General features: G+C 40.3%; 26 protein-coding genes and 1 pseudogene. 19 read left to right on the forward strand and 8 right to left on the reverse strand.

The window, feature by feature from the left end; all coding sequences use genetic code 11:
- Positions 1–45: 45 nt before the first annotated feature.
- Positions 46–492: a GNAT family N-acetyltransferase gene (locus EIZ39_RS12815; RefSeq protein WP_129200383.1), complete on the reverse strand. Its 447-nt coding sequence runs from the start codon at positions 490–492 to the stop codon at positions 46–48.
- Positions 493–511: 19 nt separating this feature from the next.
- Positions 512–1,957 carry an alpha/beta hydrolase family protein gene (locus tag EIZ39_RS12820; RefSeq protein WP_129200384.1) on the reverse strand — a complete coding sequence of 482 codons (1,446 nt, stop codon included), beginning with the start codon at positions 1,955–1,957 and terminating at the stop codon, positions 512–514.
- Positions 1,958–2,126: 169 nt separating this feature from the next.
- Here EIZ39_RS12820 and EIZ39_RS12825 point away from each other — a divergent pair, with 169 nt between their 5' ends.
- The 3 genes from EIZ39_RS12825 to EIZ39_RS12835 are packed head-to-tail and all read left to right on the forward strand — an operon-like array spanning position 2,127 to position 4,839.
- Entirely contained in the window at positions 2,127–2,756 is a 630-nt protein-coding gene (locus EIZ39_RS12825; RefSeq protein ID WP_164985078.1) for a class I SAM-dependent methyltransferase, read from the forward strand.
- A gap of 38 nt (positions 2,757–2,794) precedes the next feature.
- Complete coding sequence (locus tag EIZ39_RS12830; RefSeq protein ID WP_129200386.1) at positions 2,795–3,469, forward strand: response regulator transcription factor; 675 nt, start codon at positions 2,795–2,797, stop codon at positions 3,467–3,469.
- Positions 3,466–4,839 carry a HAMP domain-containing sensor histidine kinase gene (locus EIZ39_RS12835; protein WP_129200387.1) on the forward strand — a complete coding sequence of 458 codons (1,374 nt, stop codon included), beginning with the start codon at positions 3,466–3,468 and terminating at the stop codon, positions 4,837–4,839. The genes EIZ39_RS12830 and EIZ39_RS12835 overlap by 4 nt, the downstream gene beginning before the upstream one ends.
- A 53-nt stretch (positions 4,840–4,892) precedes the next feature.
- Here EIZ39_RS12835 and EIZ39_RS12840 read toward each other — a convergent pair whose 3' ends face one another.
- From EIZ39_RS12840 to EIZ39_RS12855, 3 genes are all read right to left on the reverse strand, one after another.
- Complete coding sequence (locus EIZ39_RS12840; RefSeq protein ID WP_129200388.1) at positions 4,893–5,582, reverse strand: BsuPI-related putative proteinase inhibitor; 690 nt, start codon at positions 5,580–5,582, stop codon at positions 4,893–4,895.
- Between the two features lie 248 nt (positions 5,583–5,830).
- A complete protein-coding gene (locus tag EIZ39_RS12845; RefSeq protein WP_129200389.1) occupies positions 5,831–6,253 on the reverse strand; it encodes a hypothetical protein in 423 nt (140 codons plus the stop codon).
- A gap of 969 nt (positions 6,254–7,222) precedes the next feature.
- Positions 7,223–7,936: an alanyl-tRNA editing protein gene (locus EIZ39_RS12855; RefSeq protein WP_129200391.1), complete on the reverse strand. Its 714-nt coding sequence runs from the start codon at positions 7,934–7,936 to the stop codon at positions 7,223–7,225.
- 278 nt (positions 7,937–8,214) lie between these two features.
- On the opposite strand from EIZ39_RS12855, the gene EIZ39_RS12860 reads away from it, so the two are divergent.
- The 5 genes from EIZ39_RS12860 to EIZ39_RS12880 all read left to right on the forward strand — a co-directional run bounded on the left by EIZ39_RS12860 (position 8,215) and on the right by EIZ39_RS12880 (position 13,991).
- Positions 8,215–8,961, forward strand: a complete 747-nt coding sequence (locus EIZ39_RS12860; RefSeq protein ID WP_164985079.1) for a sulfite exporter TauE/SafE family protein — start codon at positions 8,215–8,217, stop codon at positions 8,959–8,961.
- Between the two features lie 229 nt (positions 8,962–9,190).
- Complete coding sequence (locus EIZ39_RS12865; protein ID WP_129200393.1) at positions 9,191–10,921, forward strand: ABC transporter ATP-binding protein; 1,731 nt, start codon at positions 9,191–9,193, stop codon at positions 10,919–10,921.
- A 44-nt stretch (positions 10,922–10,965) separates the two neighbouring features.
- The gene (locus tag EIZ39_RS12870) at positions 10,966–12,795 is read left to right on the forward strand and encodes an ABC transporter ATP-binding protein (protein WP_129200643.1); all 1,830 of its coding nucleotides are present in this window, start codon (positions 10,966–10,968) and stop codon (positions 12,793–12,795) included.
- Between the two features lie 95 nt (positions 12,796–12,890).
- The gene (locus EIZ39_RS12875; RefSeq protein WP_129200394.1) at positions 12,891–13,445 is read left to right on the forward strand and encodes an HPP family protein; all 555 of its coding nucleotides are present in this window, start codon (positions 12,891–12,893) and stop codon (positions 13,443–13,445) included.
- A gap of 30 nt (positions 13,446–13,475) precedes the next feature.
- Positions 13,476–13,991 carry a DUF6306 domain-containing protein gene (locus tag EIZ39_RS12880; RefSeq protein WP_129200395.1) on the forward strand — a complete coding sequence of 172 codons (516 nt, stop codon included), beginning with the start codon at positions 13,476–13,478 and terminating at the stop codon, positions 13,989–13,991.
- Positions 13,992–14,054: 63 nt separating this feature from the next.
- Here EIZ39_RS12880 and EIZ39_RS12885 read toward each other — a convergent pair whose 3' ends face one another.
- Entirely contained in the window at positions 14,055–14,492 is a 438-nt protein-coding gene (locus tag EIZ39_RS12885; protein WP_129200396.1) for an RrF2 family transcriptional regulator, read from the reverse strand.
- Positions 14,493–14,660: 168 nt separating this feature from the next.
- Here EIZ39_RS12885 and EIZ39_RS12890 point away from each other — a divergent pair, with 168 nt between their 5' ends.
- The 4 genes from EIZ39_RS12890 (at position 14,661) to EIZ39_RS12905 (ending at position 18,123) form a co-directional block, all read left to right on the forward strand.
- A complete protein-coding gene (locus tag EIZ39_RS12890) occupies positions 14,661–15,023 on the forward strand; it encodes a group I truncated hemoglobin (protein WP_129200397.1) in 363 nt (120 codons plus the stop codon).
- Positions 15,024–15,322: 299 nt separating this feature from the next.
- Entirely contained in the window at positions 15,323–15,523 is a 201-nt protein-coding gene (locus EIZ39_RS12895; protein ID WP_129200398.1) for a cold-shock protein, read from the forward strand.
- A gap of 511 nt (positions 15,524–16,034) precedes the next feature.
- Complete coding sequence (locus tag EIZ39_RS12900; protein ID WP_129200399.1) at positions 16,035–16,727, forward strand: response regulator transcription factor; 693 nt, start codon at positions 16,035–16,037, stop codon at positions 16,725–16,727.
- The gene (locus EIZ39_RS12905; RefSeq protein ID WP_240675797.1) at positions 16,705–18,123 is read left to right on the forward strand and encodes a sensor histidine kinase; all 1,419 of its coding nucleotides are present in this window, start codon (positions 16,705–16,707) and stop codon (positions 18,121–18,123) included. Before EIZ39_RS12900 ends, EIZ39_RS12905 begins: the two co-directional genes overlap by 23 nt.
- Here EIZ39_RS12905 and EIZ39_RS12910 read toward each other — a convergent pair.
- On the reverse strand, positions 18,118–18,813 hold the full coding sequence (locus tag EIZ39_RS12910) for a VCBS repeat-containing protein (protein WP_129200400.1): 696 nt from the start codon (positions 18,811–18,813) through the stop codon (positions 18,118–18,120). The genes EIZ39_RS12905 and EIZ39_RS12910 overlap by 6 nt on opposite strands.
- A 69-nt stretch (positions 18,814–18,882) precedes the next feature.
- Here EIZ39_RS12910 and EIZ39_RS12915 point away from each other — a divergent pair, with 69 nt between their 5' ends.
- From EIZ39_RS12915 to EIZ39_RS12945, 7 genes and pseudogenes are all read left to right on the forward strand, one after another.
- Positions 18,883–19,083: a hypothetical protein gene (locus tag EIZ39_RS12915; protein ID WP_129200401.1), complete on the forward strand. Its 201-nt coding sequence runs from the start codon at positions 18,883–18,885 to the stop codon at positions 19,081–19,083.
- 90 nt (positions 19,084–19,173) lie between these two features.
- The gene (locus EIZ39_RS27080; protein ID WP_205668550.1) at positions 19,174–19,461 is read left to right on the forward strand and encodes a DUF6199 family natural product biosynthesis protein; all 288 of its coding nucleotides are present in this window, start codon (positions 19,174–19,176) and stop codon (positions 19,459–19,461) included.
- A 137-nt stretch (positions 19,462–19,598) separates the two neighbouring features.
- A complete protein-coding gene (locus EIZ39_RS12925) occupies positions 19,599–20,003 on the forward strand; it encodes a VOC family protein (RefSeq protein ID WP_129200402.1) in 405 nt (134 codons plus the stop codon).
- 49 nt (positions 20,004–20,052) lie between these two features.
- Positions 20,053–20,541 carry a GNAT family N-acetyltransferase gene (locus EIZ39_RS12930; protein WP_129200403.1) on the forward strand — a complete coding sequence of 163 codons (489 nt, stop codon included), beginning with the start codon at positions 20,053–20,055 and terminating at the stop codon, positions 20,539–20,541.
- Positions 20,542–20,740: 199 nt separating this feature from the next.
- On the forward strand, positions 20,741–21,706 hold the full coding sequence (locus EIZ39_RS12935; RefSeq protein WP_129200404.1) for an L-lactate dehydrogenase: 966 nt from the start codon (positions 20,741–20,743) through the stop codon (positions 21,704–21,706).
- Positions 21,707–21,718: 12 nt separating this feature from the next.
- Positions 21,719–23,377: pseudogene (locus EIZ39_RS12940) on the forward strand (L-lactate permease).
- Positions 23,378–23,656: 279 nt separating this feature from the next.
- Positions 23,657–24,010: a GerD family protein gene (locus EIZ39_RS12945; RefSeq protein ID WP_129200405.1), complete on the forward strand. Its 354-nt coding sequence runs from the start codon at positions 23,657–23,659 to the stop codon at positions 24,008–24,010.
- A 138-nt stretch (positions 24,011–24,148) separates the two neighbouring features.
- Here EIZ39_RS12945 and EIZ39_RS12950 read toward each other — a convergent pair whose 3' ends face one another.
- A complete protein-coding gene (locus EIZ39_RS12950) occupies positions 24,149–25,852 on the reverse strand; it encodes a methyl-accepting chemotaxis protein (protein ID WP_129200406.1) in 1,704 nt (567 codons plus the stop codon).
- Positions 25,853–25,954: the final 102 nt, after the last annotated feature.

Genomic DNA, 25,954 nt, shown 5'->3' on the forward strand with positions numbered 1-25,954 from the left:
AGTAGAAAAGGAGCCATCAATTTATGGCTCCTTTTCTACGTTATTCTACGATTTCTTTAGAGACAAGGACATCATATCGTATCTTAACCGAAGTAGAGTATGACCGCTTGTATGAATATGTTCTTTGAGTTCAGTAAAACCACATGTCTCATAAAAGCTTCTAGCCATTTGATTTTCTTTGAAAACCTCAACTTCAAGTGTTTTATGCAAGGATCTCACATAATTCATTAAATCTTTTCCAATGCCGCAACCATGCCATTGTGGAGCAACAAAGAGAGCTCCTATTTCATTTGCCATTAAACATATGAAACCGATGACTTTGTGGTTATGTTCATATACAAAGGTTCTAGTCTGGTGGATATAGAGGCTTCGAATATTATGAACCTCTTCCTGAATAAATTCTTCGGAAACAAAAGAGTGTGCAAGTCTGGAGGCAGCTATAAAGATGTTGATGATTTCTTCCAAATCTTGTTCTTCATACTTCCTAATCATAAGGTTCTTCTCCTTTGGTCTATTGGGAAGGATTGCTCTTCTTCATTATGACTTCGTTATATGTTGAAGCTTGGCTCTCTAATAAGCTTGCTGGTTCGCCTTTAATATATTTGTTGAAGAAGGCTAAAGTATAATCGCTGGTGATTTGATGAGCTTGGTGTGGGTCAAGACCAGAACCAAATAACAAGGGAGAAATAAAAGCTCCATCCGTAAAGCTATAATGTCCTGCTCCTTTTAAGCTGAGATCATACCCGTCTTGTGTCAGATTGCCATGTACTGTTCTGAAATTATCTTCTATTAGCCTATACATTTCTTGAAAGTCTTCCAAGGAAGCTTCCATCGATTCTAGTTCTGCCTCTGTCGGAACATAGGAGAAAAACCCTTCTCTCAATATGGACAGATAAGGACGATCAATCGGTGTCAGAACTGTATCTTTTAGGATCGCCCCGTCGAGGTTTACCCCAGCTTTAAATCTCTCATCAATTGATAGCAATTTCACGGCTGTTGAACCTCCTAAGGAATGACCGAATACGCCAACCTGAGCTACATTTAATTTTCCAAAGAAGGCAGGCTTCTCTTCCTTTAACCTTTCTAGTTCATCCAATACAAATTGAATATCCCTCGCTCTGACTTCTACTAGTTCAGCATTGGCAGCGTGATCGGTAAAGGATAGACCTACTGTGGCTGGGACCTCTTTGCCATGCTCTAGCCTAGATAATCCGGCATTATAGGTATGGTTCATACCAACGACTACATATCCGTGACTGACCAATTGTTCAATTTGTGCTAGATTCTGAAATCGTGTGGCTTTATCCGCATGGGAGAAAAACAAAATAGGGTACTCCGGATATTGATTAGAAATCTCTGCATTTCTTATAGTATGGGTGTCGATCAAGGTTAAATGACTAAAGATAAGGGTTGGTATACCCATCAGCGACTTTACCACTTGCCCGAATTCGGTTGGATACTTTTCTACTTGGTAGGAGTGTTCCTTATCTATGGGATACCAGATAGTGGCTACGAGTTCTCTTTTGTCATGGGGGTCTGCGGTATAGATTTCCGGACGTGCTTCATCCTTAAAAAATACATCTCTCGCTCCGATGCCAAATGGACCCGTAGGGGAAGGCATAGCGAATGCCGGGAATACAACGTGACCGATTACGAGGGATAGTACAAGGAAAAGCATACCGAGAGTACTTAATCCTATCCGAATGAGTTTGCTTTTTGGGGGATGACTGCTTTTATTAATTAATCTTCTAATCATCTCACCATTAACCACGACCAGAACAAGGTAAGCTAAACCCATTTGCCAGCGCAGGCCATCTTGAAGAGGGTGGAGGATCAGGAATAGAATCGAAAGGCTCACAACCCCCTTATAAAAGTTGCGGTAGTGTTGGAAAGGTAGAAGTAGTCCTATAATCCCTACCGTCGTTAATAGTAGAATCATAAATTCTAAGAAACTCATGCAATAAACCTCCTAAGATTCGATGAGGATAAAGTATCATCCTTTTATGAACGAAAGATGAACAACATTTTCTTGGGTTGGAAATTTGTTCATCTTTTGTTCATATATAGACTTTACATTAGGAGTGAGCATAGAGAAAGTAAAAAAATGAAGTTTGAGGTGTATACATTTGTCCAGTGAGAGAGCCATACGGATTTTTGACAAACAAGCCAATTCCTATGAAAAACGCAGAAAGAAACTACAGCATGCAGCTGAGCGTAGCAGGCTCCTACGGCATGCGGAGGGAAAGGTGCTTGAGGTTTCAGTCGGTGCAGGGAATAACTTCGCTTTCTACCCTAAAGGGGTGCAGGTTGTGGCCGCTGACTTTAGTATAAAGATGATTGAAAAAGCAAGAGTTGCGGCAGAGGATTACGACGTAGATTGCGAGTTCTTCGTAAGTGATGTTGAAAACTTGGATTTTGAGGAAAATACCTTTGATACCATCGTCTCCACCCTATCATTATGTGCGTATCAGCATCCGGAGTTTGTCCTTCAGCAGTTTCAAAAATGGGCAAAGCCTGAGGCGAAAGTGTTGCTATTCGAACATGGAATCAGCACCAACTCCCCGTATGCATGGCTGCAAAACCGCTTGGACGGCTTATCTATGCGACTGATCGGTTGCCATCAAAATCGAGATATATTGCAATTGATGAACAATGCAGGTTTGCAAGTTGATCATTTAGAGCGTATGTTCTTAGGTTCCGTTTATTTAATCCAGGCCTCGGTTAACAAGGAAGAGGGAAATGAAGAACGAGGTTGAATTACTATATGGATAGATTTTTATGGAGGTAATAATAGATGGCTCATATTTTGGTGGTGGATGATGACCCTTACATTCAAGATCTCATTCGAATGACCTTACAGAGTGAAGGCTTCCACGTTACTTTAGCGGGGGACGGAGAAGAGGCGCTAACGAAGCTGGAGCAGCAGAAAATAGACTTGGGGATCATTGATATCCTGATGCCGAAGATGGATGGATACAAGCTTTGTCAAGAAATCAAAGATTATTTGGATATTCCGATTATCATGGTGACGGCTAAGGGAGAGACAGGGGATAAAGTCAAAGGATTTCGGATGGGCACAGATGATTATTTAGTCAAACCGTTTGAACCACTCGAGCTCATTGTTCGTGTCCATGCGCTGCTCAAGCGGTACAAAATCAACCACTCTCAGCAGATTGAGATTGGAAATGTAACGTTGTTTGCAGCGAACCACGAGGTCATGATAGATGAGGAAGACATTCATCTTCCGCCTAAAGAATTTGAGATTCTATTTCATTTTGCCAGTCACCCAAACCAGACTTTCACTAGGAGACAGCTCGTGGAGAAATTCTGGGGGCTTGAATATGAGGGAGACGAACGAACAGTGGATGTTCATATTAAACGATTACGGGAGCGTTTTGCACCTTTGACTGAAAGCTTTTCCATCGTGACGGTGAGAGGACTAGGCTATAAACTGACGGTGAACTTATGATCCATACCCTTAAGACTCGAGTCGTCCTTACCTTCCTTGGTGTTGTAGTCATTAGTGTTGCTGTTTCCTTTTTTGTATCAAGTAAAGTATTAAGCGGACCCTTCATTGAGCAGGAGCGCAAGAAATTTATTGAATCGGCCGCAGCCATTGTTCATCTGTATGAAGAGACCCTCCCTAAAAATTTTCATACTTTCATGGAGGGGATCGCCAATCTGAAAAAGGTAAATCTTCGATTATATTCAGAAGACGGTTCATTCACAGATTATGGGAAAATGGACGCTTCAACCAATATAGAAATTAGCTCGGACGAGTTAAATTCCATACTGGCTGGAACCGACTATGTGAATCCAGGCAAGGGGTTGACCTGTGTCTGTGATATGGTGGTGGGTACAAAGATCTCGATTGATGGGATCGACTATGCTTTGCTCATTCAGCCCGATATGACGTCTGAGCGCATTCAGGTCAATCAGAATGTTTTATTCGTCCTTTCCATCGTGCTGGTGGTAGGTGCGATACTGACCTTCGTGGCTTCTAGCTTCCTCACGAAGCCCATCGTCCAATTGACTGCTGCAACCAAGCAATTAGCTGCGGGAAATTTTAAGGTCAGGCTTCCGTGCTCAGGTCGAAAGGATGAAATTGGCGATCTTACGGAATCGTTTAACTGTATGGCAGAGGAGTTAGAGAGTCTTGAACAGATGCGGCAGGATTTTGTATCCAACGTCTCCCATGAGATTCAATCTCCGTTGACCTCGATTAAGGGTTTTGCTGCCATGTTGAAAAAAGGCGGGATGACAGAAGAAGAGAGGAACCGGTCGTTAGACATTATTAATGAAGAAAGCGATCGTCTATCAAAGCTTAGTGACAATCTCCTTCGATTGGCGGCGCTTGATGCCGATCGGCTTCCCTATGTGCCTGCTAAGTATCCATTGGACGAACAGCTCCGTCGAGTCGTGCTCATGCTAGAACCGCATTGGGGAAAAAAAGAGATCGAGATAGATTTTTGTGTGGAGGAACGGATCGAAGTCTGTGCCGATCAGGACTTAATGGAGCAGGTTTGGATTAATCTGCTGACAAATGCTATCAAATTCACGGACAAACAGGGTGCGATCAAGGTTGAAGCTCACGTGGACAAGGACCAAATCCAGGTCTCCATTACGGATAATGGGATGGGTATTCCTGAGGAAAAGGTTAAATATATATTTGATCGCTTTTACAAAGCAGACGATGCTAGGGATCGGCGAAAAGAGGGCAATGGTCTTGGATTATCCATTGTCCATAAGATCGTTACCCTTCATTCAGGGGAGATCCATGTATCTAGTCAGATTGGGCACGGGAGTCAGTTTGTAGTAGAGATGCCAAAGGGGTATTAAAATGATGCACCAAACAGGGAATTCTTCGTGAAGATTTCCCTGTTTGGTTTATCCTACTTGATGGTGAACGTGTAATTTTGTTTCGCTTGTTCTTCTTTTGAAGTGATCCAAAATTCGATGGTGTATTCACCCTTGGGTAAGGAGTCAGCCTGATCCGTAATGATCCACTCTTCCCCTTGTTTTAAGACTTTTTCTCCTAAGGCCTGTATGAAAAGTTTGTCAGCAGCGTAGTTTTTCACCACGTCACCTTGTGCATTTCGAATGTTATAGTCAAATCGCTGCCCGCTACTAAAGGATAACGTCATTTCCCGTTCGGTTTGATTTTTTAAAACAAACTTGAAATCGATACTTCCATCTTTATTTACGTCATGAGAAATAGTGGTTTCTAATGAGCCAGCGACAATGCCCTTTGGAGGCTGCTTATCGTTTTGGAAGTTGATTACCCGATTTTTACCATCCCAGTCTACTTGATAACCAAAAGACTCTGCGGCTAATCGAACAGGAACATACGTCGTACCTTCATAAATCATCGTGGTTGGAACATGCTTCTTCCCGTTAAAATATTGTCCAGATTTTCCGTCCATCCCATGCCCCTGAAGTCGTTCTCCGTTTACATTCATACGAATGGGATCCAAACTAACTTGAATCGAGGTTAATGAAGAAGCAGCTAGGACCGCTCCCGTTGTTCCTATAACACCAATAACCATCCCCAAAGCCACTAATTTCATCGCTGTTTTTCTCATTTTTACCCACCTCTTTATTGTTCTTATTTACTCTGACGTGAAGAGAAAAGGAAAGGTTGCAATAAAAAATAAGCTTGAGACTGCAACGGAGATTCGATAGTTACTTTGTCTCTCTTCTTAGTTCCTTAATAAAGTAATAGGTTGTGGTAAGTATGAAAATGACAATCAACTCTGAAATGATAAAATTAGTCATTATATTCATCTCCATTTTTAGGAATTCTATGTTCCATGTTGATCTAGCGCTCGAGTTATCTAACTATGGCAAATAATTTTTCTCGATCTAACCAAAGTAAAGCCAAGCACATGAAAGTCAATACTGTACTTAGATCTTGCACGCCAATATCGAAACAATAATTTACCAACATCACATTGATAGCGATGGGGAAGAAGACGATAGCCCCTAACGTTGCTGTCTTAGGAATCAAAAGTAAAATAGCTGCAATGACTTCACCCAGTCCTATAATCACTTCATAAAGCCTAGAATGACCAAAAAATGTCCACGCCAAGACGAAACCTTCTCCTTTTATCGATGTAAACTCTGGTGGGGGAGTACCAAATTGCCCCATGACTATTTTAGCTAATCCATAAATAAGAAAAGTCGAAGCTAAAAACAGACGAAATGTAGTAGGGATAGATTGTTTAAGGACACGCCAAAGTATTCCATTCTTCATTTTCTTTATCTCCTTTCGGTTGATCTATACTTAAAAATCTTTCTCGTATTTCCGATGAGAATATATAGAGCTTTCCATAATCCAAGGGGCGTACGATCCTGTTATTCATTATAAAAAGAATTATCCGTCTCCTTCCATTGATTTCCGTGACAAATTCTATATCTATGGGTGACAAAAATGTCACATATAAGTAAGAGCTACGAATTTAGTATTGAAGTTAAACTGAAAAATATTTAATTTGTTAATGTCTTTATACTATATATACAAAAGTTTGAGGGATATCCTGACAATGAGAGGCTTGGGGTTATAGCAAAAATTATCATTAATATCTGAGTATTACTTGCTAGAGCTGGATTTGACATTCAATATATGGAAGAGTCTGAGGAGAAATCTAAAGAATTACACATAGTGCTTACGTTGCGAAGCATTCTCCTCACTCATTCTACTGAGTATGCGTCTGTCATTGTAAAGAACAGGCCTGCAGGAACTGAGTTTACATTTCGTCAGGAAGTCGGCGGAATACAACTTCCCCATACAGGGTGTGATTTAAGATATGTTCCGACTATCATTCCCGACCTTGAGCTGTGATTATTTTTTTGTAGGACATACGTTCCGTTAGTTTGGGGGAATACCTTGTTTCTTAGGGGGAAACGGACATTGATTCCGCTAATCGGACGTTCCAAGAGGTGTTTCCTCTTAATTTGATTAAAATAAGGGATGCTATGTCCGGAAGCGCCTATAAAGAGCTTTTTTTTAAGGAGATAAGGGATCCATTATCCGTCAATTTGGAGAAAATCCATTTGTTCTCGTTGTTCATAGAGGGGAGTTAACGCAAAAAGTGAAATTTTAATAATTCTCATGGAGGAATCACATTTTGACAAGTATTGAAAGGGCAAAGTGCTTCGCACTTTAGCTCAGATGAGGGTCAGTCCCTCAGTTGAGTAAAGCGCGAAGTGTTTTACGATTACGTTATCGCGTTGCGACAACCTCAAAGCGCCTATTATTTTTCCCCTTACTCTTGATATCCGTGATCTTCATCATTCCAATTTCACCTGTAGCCTTTACATGTGTACCACCGCATGCTTGTTCATCGATAGAACCAATAGAGACCAAGCGCACTTCTGTAACATGAGCAGGGAGCAGATTGACAAATGTCTTGATAAGCCCGGATTCATTTTCCGCTTCCGCTCGAGTTACCGTACGATAAGAGATAGGGTAATTTTCCTTAATGATCGCGTTTGTCTCATCTACGATGGCTTGTACTTCCTCTTGGCTAAGTTCGGGGAATTCATTAAAATCAATTCTAGCTCGCTCTGGGTAAATTTGGTTCCCTGTACAAAGCGCCCCGTATTTTTTATATACGACTGCTCCCAAAACATGTAGTAATGTGTGATGTGACATAAGGGAATACCGACGATCCCAATCAAGTCGAATCTCCGCTTCCCCAATGGCTAATAAGTGAGCATTTTTTACAAAGTGGACGATTTGACCGCTTTGTTTTTTTACTTGGAAAATCTCGAACTCTTGACCATTTTGAATGATTACACCAGTGTCATGTTCCTGACCGCCTCCGGTAGGATAGCATACTGTCTGGTCAACGATGACTTTTTCTCCGTCCACGGATAGAATATGACACGCACACTCTCTTAAATAGCTGTCTGTTATATACAGTTCCTTCGTCATTACATTCACCTTTTCACATAAATTAATAGTAGTTAGTAATCTAATTCCTATTTAACAAGAAATATTTGTAAGTGTCAATGAAAATGTAACATTTTACAAATTTGATAGGGATGAAAAAGGTTAGCCCCATCAATTTATAAAAAACATTGTTAATTTAAAATATTTAAATTAATATAATAAATAAAAGCGAAGCAAAATTTCCGATCACACCATAGAACTGGAGAAGAAAGGTGTAATCTAAAACCTTAAAGATCATTTATACAAAGGTGGATATCCATGTGGAGCATATTCTTTATCTTATTGGTGCGTTAGCCGCAGGGATTATTAAAGGAGGGTTCGGCATTGGGGCCGGAATCCTTCCTGTAGCATTCTTATCCCTGTTTCTTCCTCCTGATCGCGTGATTGTTATGCTTTATCCAGCGATGTTAATGACCACTCTATTTTCTCTTATTCCGTATTGGGGGAAATGGGATTTAAGTATTTTAAAACTATTTATCCCAGCCAGTTTAATAGGGACATGGATTGGAGTGTCAATCCTGGCCTTAACACCAGGCAATATTCTACGTATTGTATTGGGATTACTTGCATTGACTTTTGTTTGGAATGAGTGGAATAGAAAAAGAAAAAAAACTACGTTACCGGAAGATCATATCAGACCTTGGTGGGAGTCCGGATTAGCGGGAATTTTTGGAGGGATGGCAAGCAGTCTCGCCCATGCAGGAGGAATGGTCTTTAGCATGTACCTTGTGCGACTTGGATTAACGAAAGAACGTTTTGTCGCCACTCTGATCATCGCGTTTACGATCAGCGACATCATGAAGGGTTTTTTTTATAGCCAGCTTGATATGCTTCAATTAGTAGATCTGTATACTCTAATAACAACAGCTCTAGCAGGCCTTATTGGGGTCGTTGGTGGTACCTGGCTGCAACGGTCGATTTCCTTGGAACGGTTCCAGGTTGTTATTCTTGGGTTGATTTCGATTAGTGGATTGATTTTGATTGGGAGTGTTTTTAATTCTTTGTAAGAGATCTATTCTGCAAATAGATAGGGGATGAACGACACGAAATCTCCATATTTAAGCAGGGTGCCTCCAGTAACTTATGGAGGCTTTTTTCATTTTAACAGGGAGTATGTCACACGAAGACGATTCCATAATAACATGTAAATTTACATTGAATAACGATATCATTTACTAGAGCAAAAGCTCATATTTATAGTAGAATACTTTTATTAAGTAAGCAGGGTGGTAAGTGATGAGGGAATATTCCAAATACATAAAGAAATATTATAAACCATTTAGTGTTGCTTTGTTGTTTCTGATGCTTGAAGCTGTTTGTGACCTGCTTCAGCCTACGATCATGGCAAAAATTATTGATGTTGGCATAGCGAATCGAGATTTGGACTATATCTTGAAGATGGGTGGGGTTATGCTTGGAGTTACGTTGTTGGGAGGAGTTGCTGCTTCAACAAGAAGTATTTTGGCCAGCATTACTTCGCAAAATTTCGGGGCTGACCTGCGTCTTGACCTATTCCAAAAGATTCAAACGCTCTCTTTTAACAGTATTAATCGATATGACCGTGCTTCCTTGATTACGAGATTAACGAATGATGTAACTCAAGTGCAAATGTTTGTGAATGGACTAATGCGAATTTATATTAAAGCTCCTTTACTCGCCATAGGCGGTTTGATCATGGCAACCAAGTTAAATATCCATCTGTCTATTGTGTTGGCTGTTGTTGTACCTATCGTGGCTGTTTTAATTATGGTGAATATGAAGCTTAGCTTGCCCCTGTTTACAAAGGTTCAGCATGCCCTTGATCGAGTAAATGGGGCCATGAGAGAGTACTTATCAGGAGTTAGAGTGGTAAAGGCGTTCAATCGTTTTGATTATGAAATGTTAAAATTTAGTAGATTTAATGAGGGGTTTCAGGATAAGTCGATCGCTGCAACAAGAGTCATTGCTATTTTTACTCCCATTATTATGTTGGTCATGAATTTAGGGATTGTTGTCGTCCTTTGGATTGGGGGCGTTGGAGTTGAAAATGGGAGTATCCAAGTCGGACATGTTGTTGCTTTTACAAACTACATGACCCAGATTCTTTTTTCTTTGATGATCATTTCCATGGTATTCAATATGTTTGTAAGGGCAAAAACGTCGGCAAGCCGAATTGGTCAAGTCTTACACGAAGAAGAGGATAGGACAGGAGATCATAAGTCACTCCTTTCAGATTCTTGTGGGAGAATCGATTTTGAGCATGTGTACTTTTCCTATGATCATGCCTCTTTAGAGCCTGTTCTTAAAGATGTTACGTTTACATGTATGCCGGGGGAAACCGTGGGTATTATTGGTAAGACGGGATCGGGAAAGAGTAGTCTTATAGGGCTGATCCCACGCTTTTATGATGTGACAAGCGGCGCTATTAAACTAAATGGAAAAGACATTAGGGAAATCGACCCGAAATCCATACGGGACAGAATCGCCATCGTTGCTCAGAAAACAACCTTATTTACGGGAACTATCATCGAGAATATTCGCTGGGGACGTGAAGACGCTTCGCTAGAAGAAATTCAACTCGCGGCAAAAATAGCGGATGCTCACGGGTTTATCATGGATTCACCAGAAGGCTATGAAACACGAATAGGCCAAGGGGGTGTGAATCTTTCAGGGGGGCAAAAACAGAGAGTTTCGATGGCGCGGGCTCTGATAAAGAAGCCTGAAATTTTAATCCTAGACGATAGTACAAGTGCACTTGATGTTGCAACGGAAGCTAAAATTAAAGAATCATTGAAGACCTATACGAAGGAGCTTACTTGTATTCTGGTTTCCCAGCGTATTTCAACCGTAGTGGATGCGGATCGGATTATTGTGCTAGATGACGGGAAAATCGTCGGCACTGGAAGTCATAGTGAATTATTAAAAACTTGTCTTACCTATCAAGAAATCTACCAGTCACAGGTAGGTAAGGAGGTGCGTTTAAGTTGACGGAGAGAACAAATCAAGAACCTAAAAAAGACAGCATTACTCCTATGCCTGGTCGACCGGGTGGAGGTGGTGCCGCTCGTTTCCAAAGACAGGTAGTAAAGCCTAAAGATTTTAAGGGAACGATAAAAAGGCTATGGTCCTACTTTGGAAAAGATAAAGCGCTCCTTTCTACTATTTTTATCCTGATCCTCGTGGATTCTATTATCGTTTTGTTCATCCCTTTTTTAATCGGTAAAGCGGTGGATGCCATTGGTTTAGAGGAAACCGTTCAATTTAGGGTACTCCAAATTACCGTTCTTACTCTTTTCATCGCTTATATCGCCAATGCCTTATTGAATTTTTCCCAAGGCTGGATCATGGCTGGTGTTGCTGGACGGATTGTAAAAAGGTTAAGGAGTCATTTGTTTAAAAAGCTGCAAAAGCTGCCATTATCGTTCTTTGACTCACGTACTCACGGAGAGTTGATGAGCAGGCTGACCAATGACATTGATAACGTAAGCAATTCTATATCCCAGTCAACCACTCAATTGATGTCTGGTGTGATTGTCCTAACCGGTTCCTTCGTTATGATGCTTAGCTTAAGTCCCATCTTAACCGGTGCTAGTCTCATAACGATACCGTTCATGTTTTTCCTTACCCGAACGATTGCAAGAAAGACAAGAGTTCTTTTTAGAGACCAGCAAAAAGAACTTGGGTTGTTAAATGGGCAGGTTGAAGAAATGATTTCTGGCTTAGAGGTGATAAGAGCCTTTAATTATGAAGAAAAGGCGATGGCAGAATTTAAAGAAGTGAACAACAGACTTCAAAAAGTAGGGACAAGGGCACAAATATGGTCAGGATTTTTAATGCCCATGATGAATGTGATCAATAACTTTGGCTTTATGATTGTCGCGGTGGTAGGGGGTTATTTGGCTGTTCAAAATATGATCACGATTGGTTTGATTGCAAGCTTCATCACTTACTCCCGTCAATTTGTACGACCACTAAATGACCTTGCTAATACCTTTAACCTATTACAATCCGGTGTTGCCGGGGCAGAGAGAGTATTTGACATTCTTGATCATGAGGAAGAACTTGAGGATCATCCCGAAGCGATTCCTTTAGTCAATCCAAAAGGCGTTGTTGAATTTAAAAATGTGAGCTTTGGTTACCGGCCGGATGTTCCTATTATCAAAAATGTGAGCTTTAAGTCGGAAGCTGGCAGCAACACAGCCTTAATAGGAACGACGGGAGCGGGTAAAACCACGATTCTTAATCTATTAACACGATTTTATGAAGTGTCAGAGGGGCAAATCCTCATTGATGGAAGAGATATTAGGAAATATACAAGAGAAAGCTTAAGAAAATGCTTCGGCATTGTTCTTCAGGACACTTATTTATTTTCAGGAACGATTATGGAAAATATTAAATATGGCAACCCAGATGCAACAGATGAAGAAGTGAAAGCAGCAACTCGAATGGCGAATGCCGATGATTTCATCAACCGATTGCCTAAAGGCTATGAGACCAAGTTATCTGAAAATGGAGGGAATCTTAGTCATGGGCAAAAGCAATTACTTGCCATTTCAAGAGTAATTCTGTCCAAACCATCTTTGCTTATCCTTGATGAAGCGACAAGCAGCATTGATACTCGCACAGAATTACATATTCAAGAGGCATTGACTAAAGTTCTTAAAGGCAGAACGAGTTTTATCATCGCTCATAGACTAAATACAATTCGCCATGCCGACACGATTGTGGTCATTGAGAACGGTGAAATCAAAGAAAAAGGAAATCATGTTGAATTGATGGCTGAACAGGGAATCTATCATCAGATGATCCTTAATCAATACAAGTCATTGGACCGTGTTCAATCGGTGTTCACAAAACTGTAAAAAAGTATTTGAAATACAGGTTTTTTCCTTTATAATAATCTTAATATTGGAAGTTTTTGTTGGTATTGTGGCAAATCGATTAAGGAGAACCTGTAATGTACGCGCAAGATGAATTCAACAATGAAGAAACAGAGTTACGAAGATCTTTCTCAGGCTATATAGCTAAGATGAAAGGTAGTACTAGAACTAAATCAAGTGTCAAAATAACAGATAATATTATTTCTGCAACGGGTGGTCTTATTGCTATCATTATTGTAAGTTTTATCGTGATTCAACTTGGTTTTCCCATGGTTCTTGGTCCCATTGCGGCAAGTTGCTTACTCGTGTTTGCCGTGCACGAGGGCCCTTTTTCTCAGCCGCGAGAGGTGATAGGCGGACATTTTATATCTACTTCAGCATCATTGATCATCTGGGATCTTTTTGGGAAGAGTCATTTCATGATTGGCATTACACTAGCCGTAGTCGTCTTCTTAATGGTTATTGCTAGAGTTGTACATCCACCCGCTGCAGCAAGTGCCATTGTGGCGATTAATACAGAAGTCGGATGGGGGTTTCTTCCGATGATTATGATTAGTGCATTAATCGTCGTTGGGTTTTCCTTATTTTATATCAATTTGTTCAAAAATAAGAAATATCCGGTTCATTGGTAATACCTATGTTGGCGAGGGAGAGGATATCTGGTGAGAGATCTGATAGGAACCTGCATACGTTGTCAAAAGGATATTTACTGCACCGACGGATTTTTTAATGGAATCACGTTAGAAAGTGGAAACAACTTATGCCTTGTTTGTAAAGATCAAGATCCGTTCGTGGAGATCTTAAACCGTCTTCTCGAAGCCGAAAAATCGGGAGTCGCGGTACTGGATGATTTGCTTAAAACTTATCCATCGAGTGGTTTGGAAGATTCCTTCGTACAAGTTAAAGAAGATGAATCATGGAGTTGCCAGGGCCTCATTCATTCGATCCAGCGTGAAGGAGGAACCGTAAGCAAGGAGATAGGTGACTTTATCGAAAAAGTCCGTGCCTTGCCATCCCTGAAGGAAAAACTAGCTTTATTAAACAAAGGTCAGGCATGGGTAGCACGCAAAATTGATGAAGCCATATCCTATGGCATGGACACAAGAACAAGAACATTCCTGCTAGAAATGAAGAAACGACATGAACAAAATATTGATAAGATGGAACAGCACATCTAGACTATTGACCTCCCTTCGAAACCGGGGAGGTCTTTTTCATTTGAATCGCCCTTAAGTTGGTTTTTACTTGGACAGTCCTAAAGATAATTGAATTGCATCTTTATTTGATAGGACATCCTCAAGGGTATAGGAATCCAACACGCGGAAGTAGGCTTCTAGAGCTTCCCCAAGTATCCCTTTCAAACGACATACGGAGGAAATTCTACACGTATTCGTCTTGCCAAAACACTCTACCACTTGCAAATCGTCTTCCGTTTGGCGTACAACCCATCCTAAATTGATCTCTTTTGGTGCCTTGGCTAAGCGAATCCCCCCATTTCTCCCACGCACGGTTTCGATTAAACCCAGCTTGCCAAGTTTAAACGTAATTTTACCTAAATGATTGTACGATAGGTCATAGACGGTAGATATTTCTTTTACACTAGAAAGTACTCCCGGTGTTTGAGCACCGAGGTAGATAAGTAAACGAAGAGAATAGTCCGTATAAGAAGTTAGATGCATATCTCCTACACCTCACGAATGATGTTAGACGTATTCTATCAATTATAACGAAAAGGGACAATGGAGGAGAGTGTAAATATGTATTTTATCTATTGCTTTTTTAAAGTTTATTTAGTAAATTATAATATGTATTTATAATACATATTTAAGTGGTGGGAGGCAACAAATATGACAACTCAAAACCTTTATGAAAAATTAGGTGGGGAAGCAACCATTGCCAAAGTCGTTGATTACTTTTATGAACTCGTTTTAGCTGATGAGACAGTCAACCATTTCTTTAAGAATACAGATATGGACAAGCAAAGAAAGCACCAAACCAAGTTTATTAGCTTTGCACTAGGTGGTCCAAACCAATACACGGGAATGTCAATGGCCAAAGCTCACGAAGGAATGAACATCCAACCGGAGCATTTTAACGCAATCGCAACACATTTGACCAACGCTCTTGTCCATTTTGGCGTAAGTCAAGAGGATATTGATACAGCGATAACAAAAGTAGCTTCTTTAAAAGAAGATGTCCTATATAAGTAGGCTTCTATTAAAAAAGTCTCTGTTCTAGAGACTTTTTTTTCGTATCTTCGAATCTCAGCAAGAATTACACTGATTGTCATTTCAATTCTGTTAATCCCATTATCATCCATTAAATTGATCAACTATTGATTTATGTGGAAATATAAGTTATACTACTCTATATTAGAAAAAAGTATAATTCCAATGTGAAATTCACATGTTACAAAGGGTTATCACTTCATGATGGTAACTCTTTATAATATGTGAATTTTTTATTTTTCTAAAATAGCATATTTAAATAAAACTTTGGAGGTTTTGAAATGTTAAAGGGAACAGTTAAATGGTTTAATGCAGAAAAAGGTTTTGGATTTATTGAAAGAGAAAATGGAGATGACGTTTTTGTACACTTCAGTGCAATCACTGGGGATGGGTTTAAATCCTTAGAAGAGGGTCAACGTGTACAATTCGAAGTAGTTCAAGGACAAAGAGGCGATCAAGCTTCTAACGTTTCTAAGCTTTAATTATTAATTAGTCCTCCCCTATGATGTGCATGATCATAGGGGATTTCTCCATAAACCTCTATTTTATATCCCATAGATATCACTTCCAACTTTCCTCAATAACCTCATTACTATTTGAGATTTCGATTCACACGGGCACGGTCATCGGAGAAGAAATTCCGAGTTAGTGAAATTATATAGCCTAATTGATTAGCAATCACTTTGTCCACTTACCATTACAGGTAAGTGTTTTTTGTTTTGACATCTACATGACACATTCACCTGTTAAGTTAGCTTGTGTGAGCCCAAAAGCAGAGGAAAACACTACACCTAGACGCAAGAGTCAACTGGAATCAACAATTGGAGGAAGCCGTTAAAAATACCCTTAAACAAATATGGATGCAAATGCAACAAACGAATGAATAGAAATTGCTTTTAGAGTAATATGTAAGGTAACAATTCATAAATCTAATCACATCCTCGATTTTGTCGAGGATCTTTCCACTGTTAAGATAGGAAAGGAGACATTGACTTGAAATGCATCCTCATTGTTGAAGATGAAGTTACAATATCCCGGGTATTAAAAGTCTACTTGGAAAGAGAGCGGTTTCAAGTGGAACAAGCATTTGATGGGGAAGAAGCCATTCATAAATTTGAGCAAGTAAATCCTTCACTGGTATTGCTGGATGTGATGCTTCCAGGTGCAGATGGTTGGAGTGTATTAAGAGCCATCCGTGAAAAGAGTGCTTGCCCCGTGATCATGCTAACCGCTCTTGGTGAAATGAATCAAAAGTTATCCGGATTAAATCAAGGAGCAGACGACTATATCACCAAACCATTTAACGCAGAAGAAGTAGTGGCAAGGGTTCACGCCGTCATGCGAAGGACAACAAACGTATTAAACTCTCAAGATACGAGGCACTTCGGGGGCTTAAAAGTGGATTTCAAAGCACACGTAGTCACGTTGCATGGGATTGAACTAAACTTTACACCGCGTGACCTATCCTTACTCTTTTTCCTTGTTCAACACCCGAATCAAACGTTTACAAGAGATCAATTACTCGAGCATGTTTGGGGGATGGATTATGAGGGAAGTGACCGAGCCGTGGATTTAGCGATCAAGAGGATACGTAAAATGTTGGGTAATTGGTCGGAAGCGGAAGGTGAAATTCGAACTTTAAGAGGATTGGGGTATCAATTCTGTGTTATTGAAAAAGGATCATAAAGTTTCGATGTTGCAATATTGGACTACGCGTTATGTCGTGACCTTAATCATGGGCTTGGTGGTGATTGGGATTCTCTCTACTATGTGGTTGAAGCATAATGCCACGGAAAAGCGACTCGATATTATGAATTTGCTGGCAGAGGAAATGGTGGATCGGGTAGTGGATACCCATGGAAAGCTGCAAATTGGTCAAGCTCTCCCTCGGATCATTGAGAGACGTCAGAACTTCTTAGACCTCGATCGCAAATTTCTATGGTTTATTCTCGATGAGAAGGGACGAGTCATCTATCAAAAATTCAAAACCATACCCGTAGAGTGGTTACAGAACATTCGCTATTCACTGGAAGAGAATGATCAAGGTGTGAGAATAACCACATTCAATGACGAACGTTTCCTTGTTGTTAAACGTAAAATCGAATTCAACAACCAAGCGATTGGTTGGGTTGTCTTGTTGAATCCTGAAAAGGATATCACGAGTAGTCCTGAAGATATGCAATTGTTAGTTACATTACTAACGAGCTTAGCTTTACTTGGGTGGGGGGTCATTTATTTATTAACTAAGAAATTATCCAAACCCATTCAAGATGTTGCCATGGCTGCCAAACAAATTGTAGCTGGTAATTATGAAGTCAAATTAGATAAAAATATCAAGGAAAAAGAAGTATACGAATTGGTAGAAACCTTTCAGGATATGACCACTCGTTTGCAAAAGCTTGAATCCATGCGGACAGAACTTTTAGCAGGGGTCACCCATGAATTAAAGACTCCAGTCACTTCAATTAGTGGTCTACTCCAAGCGGTTAAGGGAGAGATTGTAACCGGTGAGGAGGCGAAAGAATTTATAGACATTTGTCATAAAGAGACCTATCGATTAGAAAAGATGGTAGAAGACTTGCTAAATTTTAATTCGATTGCCATCGGTGAAATCAACGTCAATAAGGAAAGGCATAATGCTAATCAATTCATTCAAGAAATTGCCCATCAGTGGGATCTATTTCAAGATCATCGCATTTCTTTGAACGTAACTTTACCTGAGCATACGATATGGGTATTAACTGATTCTTTAAGAATTCAGCAGATTTTATACAACCTGTTAAATAACGCCAATCAAGCCATACAATCAATCGGGAAGATGGAGATGATCCTGTATGAAAATAATGGAGAAGTTAAAATAGACATAAAGGATAATGGGATGGGAATCCCCTCTAAAGAACAATCTCTCATTTTTGAGCGATTCTATCGCGGAGAGGGCAAGAAATACAAAATTAGAGGTTTGGGACTAGGACTGACAATCAGTAAAATGATGGCAAAAGCACTGGGTGGAGACTTAGTCCTTAAAGAAAGCTCAATGGAAGGAACTACTTTTACTCTAATTCTACAAAAATACGAGTCATGAAGGTGAACCAAAAATAGCGACATTTTGTAAGTCAAGAATAAACCTATTGTTTTGCCATTTTAATCGGTTTTGAACATAACCTAACGAATCGGCATGGTACCTACCAGCAATCTGTTGGTAGGCTAAGAGCTCATATACATGATTGGAATCAAAATCGATAGGATATAAGCCGCTTAGGGGGTCTACCCATCCACTGATCGGGTTCTTTAATTTCCCATTGGATTCATATATTTCGTTTAAATAATCAGGGTCTCGAAGGGATAGGTCGATCAGGTATTGGGAGTTGTTATTTTTACTCCATACTTGCACCTTATAATTTTCTAGATACGTTACCTCATATTGATATTGTTGATTATACATATCGGAATCGAACAGCAAACGAGGCGTGTTACGGACATAGGAATAGAGATAGTCATAGGTGGTAGCCCCGCTGCCACCAGTCTGAATAGTAATGAGAATATCCTTAACTCCATCTCCTGTAAAATCTCCTAAAAACAACGTAGGATTATACCCCATATTATTTTTAAAAGGGATCTGAACAGACCTTCCTGTCGCACCATCCTGTATCACAAGTGTAATATGTTGAATAATGGAAACATCTGTTGTTAGGATTCCTGTGAGGTAGACATGATCAGGTCTATTGTCACCATTGACATCTCCTGTTGCAGAAGCGACTACACCATGGTACATATAAAAACTCCTTATCTATAAACACAATTTTATGTATTAGCCTATGCATCATGCGGTATGAGGGTTCATTTGGATTCAAGAGTAAGTATGGTACCTATTCCCCTTAGGTTGCCTAATACGGCAGGAGCAGGGGCACAACCAGAACAAGAAAAGAGCTCTGACTCTTTATGGACCAAATTGAGAGAAGCCGGCTATGAAAGAGAAGATAGGGTTCGCATTCTAGTAGAATTGGAAGAGGACACCCTGCTAGAGCAGACGAGTAAACTCTAGAGCATTTTTTGGCAGGTTTGGTGAATAAAATCTTGAATTTTCGAAACCCTTTAGGGATCAAACCGTATATATGAGAAAGGAGGTACATCCGTGGCTAGTGCGATTATCATAATTATTTTATTACTTCCTGTATATGGAGTGTTAATTTGGAGTTACTTTTACCCAGAGGAAAGTATGTTATTTGGGAAAAGGTGGATGTATAAAGAGGAACCTGAGTTATCTGAAGACTCCATTCGATATACTAAATTTGTATCGATTATTGCTATCTTTATCGTTACGATCCTTGTGGTAAGTTCCTTCTCTGACAATGCCTTTGTCAGACTTTTATTAATCCTCGGACTCGTTTCTTATATTGGATATAAATTACTTAAAAAATAATAAAACGGAAAAGGCTGAGGAGTCACGATGAAATCGACTCCTCTTTTTGGTGTATTATTGGCCAGGAATAGTTTCAGAAGAAAAACTGGAAATAATGTGTTACTTTTGATAGAAGTAGAAAACATAAGGAGAGAGAAATGACTACAAAATTTGTTCACCATATTTGTATCCAAACAAATCACTACGAAGAATCCTTAAAATTTTACAGGGATATTCTTGGTTTTGAACTAATTGAAGAATCCCCCCATTTTCATAATCGTTATTATAACTCTTGGTTAAAATTGGGTGAATTCTATATAGAGCTTCAAACTGGAAAAGTAGGTGAGAATCTTGATCGTGTTTACCCAAACACACAGGGGATCCATCATTTTTGTCTATGGGTTGATGACTTAGTTAAAGAAGTCCAAACTATTAAACAATGGGGTTATGATTTTATACTAAAAAATGGTGAAGCCATTTATCAAGTAGAAAATGGCTGCTTATGTAAATTAATTGCACCTGAAGGTACAATAATTGAACTAAGAGATAATAGAGGAATATGACCAATGATATCGTTTCCATCCAATCATACCAAGTAGGGGGAGATAGGATATGGTAAGTATTATTCAGGCTTCGACCAGTTTTCATTTTGAACAAGCACGAGAACTTTTTACGGAGTATGCCAAGTCTTTAGACATTGACTTAGGTTTTCAAAATTTTGATGATGAGTTGGAAAATATACCCGCAAAGTATGGGACCTCAGCAGGTGGTTGTTTGCTGTTAGCAGTAGATCATCAAGAGACAGTAGGGTGTGTGGCGATCAGGAGAATGGATGAAAAGATATGTGAAATGAAAAGGTTGTATGTTAAACCCGATTGGAAGGGACAAGGAATTGGAAAAAGGCTAGCCTTGTCTATTATTGAAGAAGCCATGATTTGTGGTTATGGCTTCATGCGATTAGATACCTTGTCAACTATGAAGCCAGCCATTTCTCTATATGAGTCTTTGGAATTTTACACCATTGAACCTTATATATACAATCCGATAGAAGGAGCTATGTATTTGGAATTGGATTTATTAAAACGGAATTTAGGTTACTAGTTGCTAACGCTAGACGTTATTGCTGAAATGGAGATCGAGAGTTGGATTCGCTATGCCGAAAAAGCACCTAAGCAGGTGTTTTTTTTTTGATTCTTAAATTCAGGGGAGGAATCCCTCCAAGTAAAGGACGGCGACAGTATATATTTTCCTCAAAGCAGTATAGACTATATGTGTTGATATGTTTAATAGGGAGGACCATATGATCATAACAAAAACTCGAAAAGTGGTTGTTGTGGGAGCCGGTTTTGTCGGTTCTAGTTATGCTTTTTCTTTGGTGAACCAAGGAATAGCCGAGGAAATCGTTATTATTGATGTAAATACGAGCAAAGCGGAAGGGGATGCCATGGATCTGAATCATGGTATGCCTTTTGCCTCTCCTGCTAAAATTTATAGTGGGAATTATTCAGAGTGTCACAATGCAGATGTTGTAGTGATTGCAGCGGGAGCGAATCAAAAACCAGGAGAAACACGTTTGGACTTGGTGGAGAAAAACGCGAAGATATTTAAAGAAATTGTCAATAAGGTGATGGCCAGTGGATTTAATGGGATTTTCTTGATTGCGACCAATCCGGTGGATGTTTTATCTTATGCCACATGGAAGTTTTCTGGGTTGCCAGCGAAACGCGTCATCGGCTCCGGAACGATTTTAGATACAGCTCGCTTTCGCTATATGCTAGGCAATTATTACGGTGTAGATACCCGTAATGTTCATGCTTATATCTTAGGGGAGCATGGAGATTCGGAATTTCCTGCTTGGAGTCATGCTTATATCGGCAGCCAATCCCTTGCCGACTTTTCTAAAACTAGAAATATTGACCCGGTTCAAGCGGAGAAAGACTTACAAGGTATTTTTGAAAATGTACGAGATGCAGCTTACCACATTATCGAAAGAAAGGGTGCTACGTATTATGGCATCGCGATGGGGCTGGCTCGTCTAACAAAAGCCATATTAAACAATGAATCTTCCATCCTAACGATTTCGACCTTGCTTCGAGGCGAGTATGAAACGGAGGATGTTTATATTGGGGTGCCGGCGATTATTGATAAACATGGTGTTCAAAGTATTTTAGAGTTCAATCTCCCACCAGATGAATTGGAGAAGTTTAATAAATCTGCGAAGGTTTTAAAAGAGAATATTCGTATCATTCAAAAGCACTTTTCTTGATAGAGTGAAGTCATGAATGTATGGCAAATCCTGACGGCATCCATGCCGATCCTTTCCGTATTCTTACTTCTTGTCTTGCTTAAATTACCGGCAACAAAAGCCATGCCTTTAAGTTATTTGGTGACCGCCTTAATGGCTGCCTGGATATGGAAGATCCCTTGGATTCAAATCAGTGCGGCCTCGCTAGAAGGACTTTTAATTACGGCCTCTATACTGTGGATTATTTTTGGGGCTATTTTACTGTTGAATACGTTAAGACATAGCGGTGCTATGACGGTGATTCGGAGTGGGTTTATGAAAATCAATCCGGACCGAAGAGTTCAAGCGATTATTATCGCTTGGCTGTTTGGAGCTTTCATCGAAGGGGCCGCTGGATTTGGGACCCCAGCAGCCATTGGAGCCCCGTTGATGGTTTCGCTGGGCTTTCCTCCGCTAGCAGCCGTCGTTTTAGCATTAATTGCCGATAGTAGTCCTGTTTCGTTTGGTGCCGTAGGAACCCCTATCATCGTGGGGGTAGATCAGGGCTTACGCCAAGGCTCTTCCGTTGCTCCAGAGGTTTTACACTACTTAAATGGGCGAGAGCTTGAATTTCTCTTGCAAAAGGTAGCATAACAAGCCGTACTGTTCGATATATTCATGGGGACGTGGATTCCTTTAATGTTAGTGATGATCTTAACTCGGTTTTTCGGGGAAAATCGTTCGTGGAAAGAGGGGTTAAAGGTTTGGAAATTTGCTCTTTTTGCCGGACTCAGCTTCACCCTCCCTGCCTATTTGGTAGCCACGTTCCTAGGTCCTGAGTTTCCCTCTATAATTGGAGGGTTGGTTGGATTGGCTTTGGTGATTCCGGCTGCTCAAAAAGGATTTTTATTACCTACTCAACCATGGGGTTTTAAAACTGAAGAAAAAAAGGGCGAGGAGGGTGCAACCGCTCCGCTGGAAGAACCACTTCCTCTATCTCTAAAACGGGCATGGGCACCTTACTTGTTATTAGCCATTTTACTTGTGCTCACTCGATTGGACCTCCTGCCATTCAAAGCCTGGTTGAAGTCGGTGAAAGTGGGCTGGGCAAACATCTTGGGAACCGACATTGGAACCGGCTTGGAGCCCCTCTATCTTCCGGGTACCATCTTTGTTGCGGTTGTTGTTTTTGCGATATTTTACCATCATATGTCTATGAAGCAAGTACGAGACGCCCTCACTCAATCCGCCAAAACGCTCATCGGAAGTGCCATTGCTCTCGGGGCCGCCGTATCCATGGTTCGTATTTTTATTAATTCGAGCGTGAATGCCTCCGGTTTAATGAGTATGCCGATGGAGCTCGCATCGTTGTTTGCTCAGGGTGTGGGAGAGCAATGGGTGTGGGTGGCTCCCTTCATTGGGTCGCTCGGCTCCTTTATATCAGGCAGTGCCACGTTCAGTAATATGATGTTTTCCCTTTTTCAATTTACTGTAGCGAATCAGATGCAATTGCCTCCAGAAGTCATTTTATCTTTGCAAGTATTAGGAGCGAATGCTGGAAATATGATCTGCGTCTTGAATGTTGTGGCAGCCTCCTCTGTCGTGAATTTATTAGGAAAAGAAGGTCACATCATTCGCTTCACTCTAGTCCCGATGTTCCTCTATGCCGCCCTCTCGGCGTTACTAGGGTATCTCTATATTCAATGGTTATAAGTTAAAAAGACCACAGATCCTAGGGATTTCTGTGGTCTTACTGTAATCGATGATCCTACATGGAAAGACATTACATGGCAAAATGGACCGAATTCCGGAACTCCCTTGAAACTGACCAAAGGTCAACAACAGATAAACGTTAGTGATCTTTAGTCAGATTATTGATTTATAATACGGGCTGCATGCCGGGAGTTGAGTGAACAAATGCCGGAGCGGGAGCTAATTGCGGGACTTGTCCGCAAATTGTCCTTGACCATCAAATGAGAAGGAGTTTAATCTATGCGAATCATTCTACCTATTTTCTTGTTCTTGTCCATTTCATTAACTGGCTGCACGGGTTGGAGTACCCCAGTACCAGCGAAGCTTTCCTCACAGCAAATGGCTGAACTTATGAAAGCACCAGAGGTTCAACAAGCCCTCATCCAGATCCTGTCTACTCCTGAAATGAGGGAGCAAATGGTCCAGGTGTTATCAAGCCCCGAAATGCAACAAGTGATGATAGATCTAATGAAAACACAAGAAATGCAACAATCGATGGTCCAAATCATGAAAAGTACAGAAATGAAACAAGTGGTTATCGAAGCGATCCGCTCTATTGGTATTCGTGAGATCATTAGAGATCTAAGAGGGTGAAATATGGACCTACTCTCGATCCGATGTTCAACTTGGCCCACGAGGGAATTCCATAAAGAAAGTCGATATTCTCTCTTCTATGAATATCGACTAAAAATACTTTGTACACTCTTGAGAGTATTACAGCCACTCCTTTTACTAGAATCTAAATTTATTCAGCTCTTCTTGTAGATCTGTAGCTAGACAACTTAATGAAGTAACGGATGCTGTAACTTCTTGCATGGTGGCAAGCTGTTCTTCAGAAGCAGCAGCAACACTTTGTGTGTTTAAAGAGGTGTTCTCTGCAATTTCTGCCAAAGAATCTACCGTTGCGTTCAACTGTTGTGCTGATGCTGCCATTTGTTCAGCTGAAGCTGATACTTCTTCGACCTTTTCTGATACTAATGTAATAGACTCGAGAATTCTGCCAAATGCTAGTCCAGCCTCGTTAATGACATTTGTTCCGACTTCTACTTCCTTCATACCTTGCGCCATCGAATCAATCGAGATGTTGGTATCAAGTTGAATTTGACTAATTAACATCGCAATTCGGTCGGTAGAACCCTTAGATTGTTCAGCTAACTTGCGAACTTCATCGGCAACTACTGCAAAACCACGCCCCTGTTCACCAGCTCTTGCTGCTTCTATAGCAGCATTTAATGCTAATAGATTGGTTTGATTTGCAATTCCAGTAATTACTTCTACTATTTGCCCAATCTCATCTGAACGTTCTCCAAGGCTCGTTACTAGACTAGAAGTTGTACCTACAGATGTTTGAATGGATTGCATCTGAGACACCGCTTTTTGAATGAAATAGTTCCCCTCATTCGCCTGATTTGTCGTGTTCTGGGACTCTTGGGCTACATCAGAAGAAGACTTAGCAATTCTTTGTACACCCAAGGACATTTCTGCCATTGCGCGAACACTATCCTTTGCACTATGTGAGGCAGTTTCTGCCCCTTGAGCGATATCTTGAATCGATGTTGTGACTTGTTCAGATGAAGAAGCTGATTCTTCGGCAGAAGCGGTTAATTGTTGTGAAGACGCAGCTACAAGACTAGCCGTTTCAGCAACTCTCACCATTAATGCTTTCAGATTTGTAACCATTGTATTTGAAGCGTGAATTAAACGTCCAATTTCGTCTTGCGATTTTGTCTCTAATAATTCTCCACGGAGGTCTCCCTTAGCAATTGCTTCTAAACGATTAACAACTAATGAAATGGCCTTGGAAATATGAGTAGCTATAAAGAATGCTACTCCGACAGCAATAACTATAGCCAATGCAGATGTAATGATAATGACACCTTCTGATCGCAACGCAGAGGATTTGACTTGTTCCGTTTGAGCCTTCGTTAGTTCATTTTGAATTTCTACAACTTTTACCCAGGCCTGAATTGCTTCTTCACTGTAGGGAAGACATTTTTCTTCCATTAAGCGTATCGCACCCTGTGTATCTCCACTATCGTACAGTGGAATTATTTCATCTGTAACTAGTGTTCGCCATTTATTTGTCTTTTCGTCAGCTTCCTTAACAGCCGATTGGATTTCTTCTGATATCCTTCCACTATTTATCTTCTCTATAATGATTTTTTCAGTTGCTATAGCAGCTTCGGTTTCGATTATAAATTTTTGTTTTAACTCTTCACGATTGAAGAGGATATAGTCACGTGCAACCTTAGCTCGATTTGCTACACTAAAGGACATGGAGTTAGCTAACTCCAGAAATGCCATATCATTTGACGTTATACGATCGACGTCTTTAGAAAGGGTATTAATGGTTAAGTAACTGTTCGTGGCCATCCCAATTAAAATAGCCAATACAAAAGCAAAGCCCATCAATATTTTTCCTTTTACACTTTTCATTAGTGCCTCCTAGGTTAGTAAGTAGATGTATTCGTAAGATAGAATTAAACTTTATTAAATGGTACTAAATACCTATATTTGTATTTATCTTAATCTATTGGA

Origin of the sequence: Ammoniphilus sp. CFH 90114, assembly GCF_004123195.1 — a bacterium.
Classification (GTDB): Bacteria; Bacillota; Bacilli; order Aneurinibacillales; family RAOX-1; genus YIM-78166.

What these genes read in the sequence shown, in the direction of transcription:
- EIZ39_RS12950 (WP_129200406.1), bottom strand. Translation starts at nt 25,852, where the DNA reads ATGAAAAGTGTAAAAGGAAAAATATTGATGGGCTTTGCTTTTGTATTG.
- EIZ39_RS12890 (WP_129200397.1), top strand. Translation starts at nt 14,661, where the DNA reads ATGACAACTCAAAACCTTTATGAAAAATTAGGTGGGGAAGCAACCATT.
- EIZ39_RS12885 (WP_129200396.1), bottom strand. Translation starts at nt 14,492, where the DNA reads ATGCATCTAACTTCTTATACGGACTATTCTCTTCGTTTACTTATCTAC.
- EIZ39_RS12820 (WP_129200384.1), bottom strand. Translation starts at nt 1,957, where the DNA reads ATGAGTTTCTTAGAATTTATGATTCTACTATTAACGACGGTAGGGATT.
- EIZ39_RS12925 (WP_129200402.1), top strand. Translation starts at nt 19,599, where the DNA reads ATGACTACAAAATTTGTTCACCATATTTGTATCCAAACAAATCACTAC.
- EIZ39_RS12945 (WP_129200405.1), top strand. Translation starts at nt 23,657, where the DNA reads ATGCGAATCATTCTACCTATTTTCTTGTTCTTGTCCATTTCATTAACT.
- EIZ39_RS12815 (WP_129200383.1), bottom strand. Translation starts at nt 492, where the DNA reads ATGATTAGGAAGTATGAAGAACAAGATTTGGAAGAAATCATCAACATC.
- EIZ39_RS12865 (WP_129200393.1), top strand. Translation starts at nt 9,191, where the DNA reads ATGAGGGAATATTCCAAATACATAAAGAAATATTATAAACCATTTAGT.
- EIZ39_RS12870 (WP_129200643.1), top strand. Translation starts at nt 10,966, where the DNA reads ATGCCTGGTCGACCGGGTGGAGGTGGTGCCGCTCGTTTCCAAAGACAG.
- EIZ39_RS12910 (WP_129200400.1), bottom strand. Translation starts at nt 18,813, where the DNA reads ATGTACCATGGTGTAGTCGCTTCTGCAACAGGAGATGTCAATGGTGAC.
- EIZ39_RS12835 (WP_129200387.1), top strand. Translation starts at nt 3,466, where the DNA reads ATGATCCATACCCTTAAGACTCGAGTCGTCCTTACCTTCCTTGGTGTT.
- EIZ39_RS12855 (WP_129200391.1), bottom strand. Translation starts at nt 7,936, where the DNA reads ATGACGAAGGAACTGTATATAACAGACAGCTATTTAAGAGAGTGTGCG.
- EIZ39_RS12935 (WP_129200404.1), top strand. Translation starts at nt 20,741, where the DNA reads ATGATCATAACAAAAACTCGAAAAGTGGTTGTTGTGGGAGCCGGTTTT.
- EIZ39_RS12930 (WP_129200403.1), top strand. Translation starts at nt 20,053, where the DNA reads ATGGTAAGTATTATTCAGGCTTCGACCAGTTTTCATTTTGAACAAGCA.
- EIZ39_RS12875 (WP_129200394.1), top strand. Translation starts at nt 12,891, where the DNA reads ATGTACGCGCAAGATGAATTCAACAATGAAGAAACAGAGTTACGAAGA.
- EIZ39_RS12845 (WP_129200389.1), bottom strand. Translation starts at nt 6,253, where the DNA reads ATGAAGAATGGAATACTTTGGCGTGTCCTTAAACAATCTATCCCTACT.
- EIZ39_RS12830 (WP_129200386.1), top strand. Translation starts at nt 2,795, where the DNA reads ATGGCTCATATTTTGGTGGTGGATGATGACCCTTACATTCAAGATCTC.
- EIZ39_RS12895 (WP_129200398.1), top strand. Translation starts at nt 15,323, where the DNA reads ATGTTAAAGGGAACAGTTAAATGGTTTAATGCAGAAAAAGGTTTTGGA.
- EIZ39_RS12840 (WP_129200388.1), bottom strand. Translation starts at nt 5,582, where the DNA reads ATGAGAAAAACAGCGATGAAATTAGTGGCTTTGGGGATGGTTATTGGT.